4 protein-coding genes are annotated in these 4,192 nt (G+C 42.7%); all 4 read left to right on the top strand.

Going from position 1 to position 4,192, the window contains the following annotated elements:
* Window positions 1–90: 90 nt before the first annotated feature.
* Window positions 91–963 (top strand): 6-carboxytetrahydropterin synthase, encoded by an 873-nt coding sequence (locus H6S82_RS21255; protein WP_190475421.1) that lies wholly within the window; start codon window positions 91–93, stop codon window positions 961–963.
* 128 nt (window positions 964–1,091) lie between these two features.
* The gene (locus H6S82_RS21250) at window positions 1,092–1,862 is read left to right on the top strand and encodes a Uma2 family endonuclease (RefSeq protein WP_190475423.1); all 771 of its coding nucleotides are present in this window, start codon (window positions 1,092–1,094) and stop codon (window positions 1,860–1,862) included.
* Window positions 1,863–1,918: 56 nt separating this feature from the next.
* Window positions 1,919–3,235 (top strand): serine/threonine-protein kinase, encoded by a 1,317-nt coding sequence (locus tag H6S82_RS21245; protein WP_190475425.1) that lies wholly within the window; start codon window positions 1,919–1,921, stop codon window positions 3,233–3,235.
* A gap of 15 nt (window positions 3,236–3,250) precedes the next feature.
* Window positions 3,251–4,192, top strand: a 942-nt coding sequence (locus tag H6S82_RS21240) for a serine/threonine-protein kinase (protein ID WP_191056663.1), incomplete at its 3' end; no start/stop codon positions are given.

The raw sequence follows: 4,192 nt of genomic DNA, 5'->3' as shown, positions 1-4,192 counted from the left end.
CCCTAGACCCTTTCCGGGAATTAGTATATTCTAAAACCAGAAGAGTTACGAAACTTTACAATTTCACCTTCGCTCCTCCCAACTGAATTCATGAAATGTATTATCAATCGTCGGGCTCAGTTTTCAGCCAGCCATAGGTACTGGTTGCCAGAATTGAGTGACGCCGAAAACATTAAACGCTTTGGCGCTTCCACCCGCGCACCCGGACACGGACATAATTATGTCCTGTTTGTTTATATGGCGGGCGAACTCGATGAGTACGGTATGGTGCTGAACTTATCTGATGTGAAGCACGTAATCAAGCGAGAAGTTACCAGCCAACTGGACTTTTCCTATCTCAACGAAGTCTGGCCAGAATTTCAGCAGACTTTACCGACTACAGAAAGCATAGCGCGGGTAATTTGGCAGCGGCTAGCTCCTCACTTACCCTTAGTGCGAATTCAACTGTTTGAACATCCAGAACTTTGGGCAGATTATCTAGGAAACGGAATGGAAGCTTATCTCAGCATTGCCACTCATTTTAGCGCCGCTCATCGGCTCGCTCGTCCTGACCTCAGCTACGAAAAAAATTGCGAGATTTACGGTAAGTGCGCTCGCCCCAACGGGCACGGTCACAATTACCATTTGGAAGTGACAGTGAAAGGAGAAATTGACCAGCGCACGGGTATGATTGTGGATTTACCAGCTTTGCAAAAGGTAGTTGACGATTATGTGGTTGAGCCTTTCGATCACACTTTCTTAAATAAAGATATTCCTTACTTTGCAGAAGTCGTTCCTACAGCAGAAAATATTGCTATTCACATCCGGGATTTACTGCAAGAACCGATTCGGGAATTGGGCGCTCAGCTTCACAAAGTTAAGTTGGTGGAAAGCCCCAATAATTCTTGCGAAGTTTATGTTACTCAATCCGAGTCAGGTGCAGTTAATGGCAAGATGAAGGAGCCTGTTTTGATAAGAGTGTAACTTACCTCGTTCCCAGGTTGAACCTGGGAACGAGAAAACGAGAAAAGTAGAATACGCTCGAATTTGCTTATTGAAGTAAAAGTAAGACCTAGTAGCTTCTATCCAATTGCGCCACTATATTAAATATCATGACTTCCATAACAAATTACCCAACAATTATCACAACTTTACCCGACCACACTCAGTTACCGGAGTCAGACGGAACCTTTGTGAAAAATTTTCAAGAACATCCTCAAAGCATTTTGCTAACGGATTCAATTACCTCAGTACTTCAGGAAAGGCATCCAGAGGGACGCTATTGTATCGGTCAAGATTGCGGAATTTATTGGCGTTTAACTGACCCGCCAGAACGAGGAGCCGAAGCGCCAGACTGGTTTTATGTGCCGAATGTACCGGCAACTCTCAACGGCATTGTGCGCCGTTCTTATGTGTTGTGGCAAGAACTGATACCGCCCTTAATTGTTTTAGAATTTGTTTCGGGCGATGGGTCAGAGGAACGCGATAGAACGCCTATTATGCAGGATAGTCAAGAGAATGTTAAACCCGGTAAATTTTGGATTTATGAAAATGTTATTCGTCCGGCATTTTACGGAATTTATGAAGTCAATCGCGCACAGGTAGAAGTTTATCATTTAATGGAGGGTGAGTATCAGTTAGTGGTAGCAAACGATCGCGGTCACTATCCGATTACGCCTTTAGGGGTGGAGTTGGGAATTTGGCAAGGACGCTATCAAAATCTAGAATTACCGTGGCTGCGTTGGTGGAATAGTGAAGGGAATTTGTTGTTAACAGGAGAGGAAAGAGCCGAATTAGAACAGCAAAGAGCCGAACGAGCGGAAGAAAAGCTCGAGCAGTTGCGATCGCAGCTGCGCTCTGCTGGAATTGAACCAGAAGTGTGATATGCTTGTCCCTAGTTTATGGTTCATCGCTATAGGCTAGTGATGGAAACAAAAGCATGGCCGATCGAATACTGGCCGATCGCTATATTATCGATCGACAACTGGGAAAGCAAGCCGGACGACAAACTCTGTTGGCGCGTGACAAACACACTCAAGAGTTAGTTGTCGTCAAACTCCTCACCTTTAGCAAAGACTTTGAATGGGATGACCTCAAACTATTTGAACGGGAAGCCGAAACTCTACAAAGCCTTTCCCATCCCGCTATCCCTCGCTATTTAGATTCTTTTGAAATCGATACCGCATCGGGCAAAAGTTTCGCTTTAGTGCAGAGTTACATCGAAGCCAAATCGCTGGAAGAACATCTATCGAAAGGAAGAACTTTCAGCGAAGCAGAAGTTAAGCAATTAGCCAAAGCTTTGTTAGAAATTTTAACTTATCTGCACAGACGGCAACCACCTGTTATTCATCGGGATATTAAACCTAGCAATATTTTATTGGGCGATAGTTCTAGTAATAGTATCGGTCAAGTTTATTTAGTAGATTTCGGTTCCGTACAAACACTGGCAACTCAAGAAGGTAGAACTGTCACCGTAGTAGGAACCTACGGCTATATGCCACCAGAACAATTTGGCGGACGTGCGGTTTCTGCTTCTGACCTTTACAGCTTGGGAGCAACATTAATTGCTTTGTTAACGCGGTTACATCCCGCCGATTTACCGCAGAAAGATATGCGGATTGAATTTGAGCAAAACTGCAATATCAGTCCCGCTTTTGCTGATTGGTTAAAGTGGATGACAGAACCGAGTTGGGAACGTCGTTTAAATTCTGCACAGTCAGCTTTGTCCGCATTAGAAGAGCAAAAACGCAGACACAGCTACCCAGTCCAAGTAAAACAAATAAAACCAGTATCAACAATTAATTTATTCTGGAATTCCATCTGGCGCAGCACTGTAATGGGAACGCTAGCAGTAGCAGTACAAGCTGCAATTTATAGCACTTGGATAATACCTGGTTATGGAACATTTTTGGGAGGAATCATTGGTGGGTTGACTGGCTTGTTTGTGGGGTTTACAAATGGAATATTAGTAGGAATTTTAACGCGCTTATTTTTCTTCCCGCTTGCCAATCCAAAACTGCACAGGCGAGTCATGAGTGCAGTCAGCAGCTTGGTCTGCACGGCTGTTACTGTAGCCAGCTTTTCTAAGATTCTGGCAATGATGCTTAGTCCTATATTCGCTAGATTTTCTTACTTAGACATTTTTTGGATAATTGCGCCTTCGGTGATTACAGGATTATCGATGGGAGTCCTTAGTAAGTCAATTGCTCGATGGTACGAACGCGAAAGTAGACGACTTAAAGCAAAAGATAGTTGAATGAGGGATAAAAAAATGACAGAGCAAATCTTGGCAGGACGCTATGAAGTTCTGCGACTATTAGGGAAACAGCCAGGAAGACAAACAATATTAGCTCGCGACCGGCAAACTAAAGATTTGGCGGTCATCAAACTGTTATTCCTTGGTAATGATTTTGAATGGCAAGATTTAAAGCTGTTTGAGCGAGAAGCCGAAACTTTAAAAGCGCTTTCCCATCCTGCTATTCCCCGTTACCTCGACTACAGAGAAATAGATTTATCTGACAATAAGGGATTTGCATTGGTGCAAAGTTATGTTGAGGGGAAATCATTGGAAGAACATCTGAAGGCAGGTCGTACTTTTAGTGAAACAGAGGTTAAAGAATTAGCTAAATCTTTGTTAAAAATCCTCATTTACCTGCACGAACAAAACCCGCCTGTAATTCATCGCGATATCAAACCAAGTAATATTATTTTAAATAATCGTTCCGGTCATAGTATCGGTCAAGTTTATTTAGTTGATTTCGGTTCCGTACAGAACCAAGCTGCCAAATTTGGCGGTACGATTACTGTTGTGGGAACTTATGGCTATATGCCGCCAGAACAATTTGGCGGACGCGCTACTCCTGCTTCTGACCTTTACAGTTTAGGCGCAACTTTGATTTATTTGGTAACTGGTAGACATCCAACTGAATTACCGCAAAAAGATTTTCGGATTCAATTTCAAGAGGTTGTTAATCTCAGTCCGGCTTTAGTTGATTGGTTAGAATGGATGACAGAGCCTAGTTTGGATAAACGTTTAAATTCGGCAATTGATGCTCTGTCAGCATTGGAAAATCCTTGCATTAAAAGCCAGGTGACTTTAGCTGTAAAAAAACCAGAATACAGCGATGTTGTTTTGAATAAAAATTTAGATTATATAGAAATTACGCTCCCGCCAAAAGGATTGAATTTTGTCTTAATTAGTTTGGTTAGTTGC

It is taken from the genome of Planktothrix sp. FACHB-1355, assembly GCF_014748295.1.
GTDB classification, from domain to species: domain Bacteria; phylum Cyanobacteriota; class Cyanobacteriia; order Cyanobacteriales; family Aerosakkonemataceae; genus Aerosakkonema; species Aerosakkonema funiforme_A.
This window is presented reverse-complemented; position numbering and strand designations above follow the sequence as displayed.

Bases quoted from the DNA above. Each gene is read 5' to 3' on its own strand.
- H6S82_RS21255 (WP_190475421.1), top strand. From the start codon at position 91: ATGAAATGTATTATCAATCGTCGGGCTCAGTTTTCAGCCAGCCATAGG.
- H6S82_RS21250 (WP_190475423.1), top strand. From the start codon at position 1,092: ATGACTTCCATAACAAATTACCCAACAATTATCACAACTTTACCCGAC.
- H6S82_RS21245 (WP_190475425.1), top strand. From the start codon at position 1,919: ATGGCCGATCGAATACTGGCCGATCGCTATATTATCGATCGACAACTG.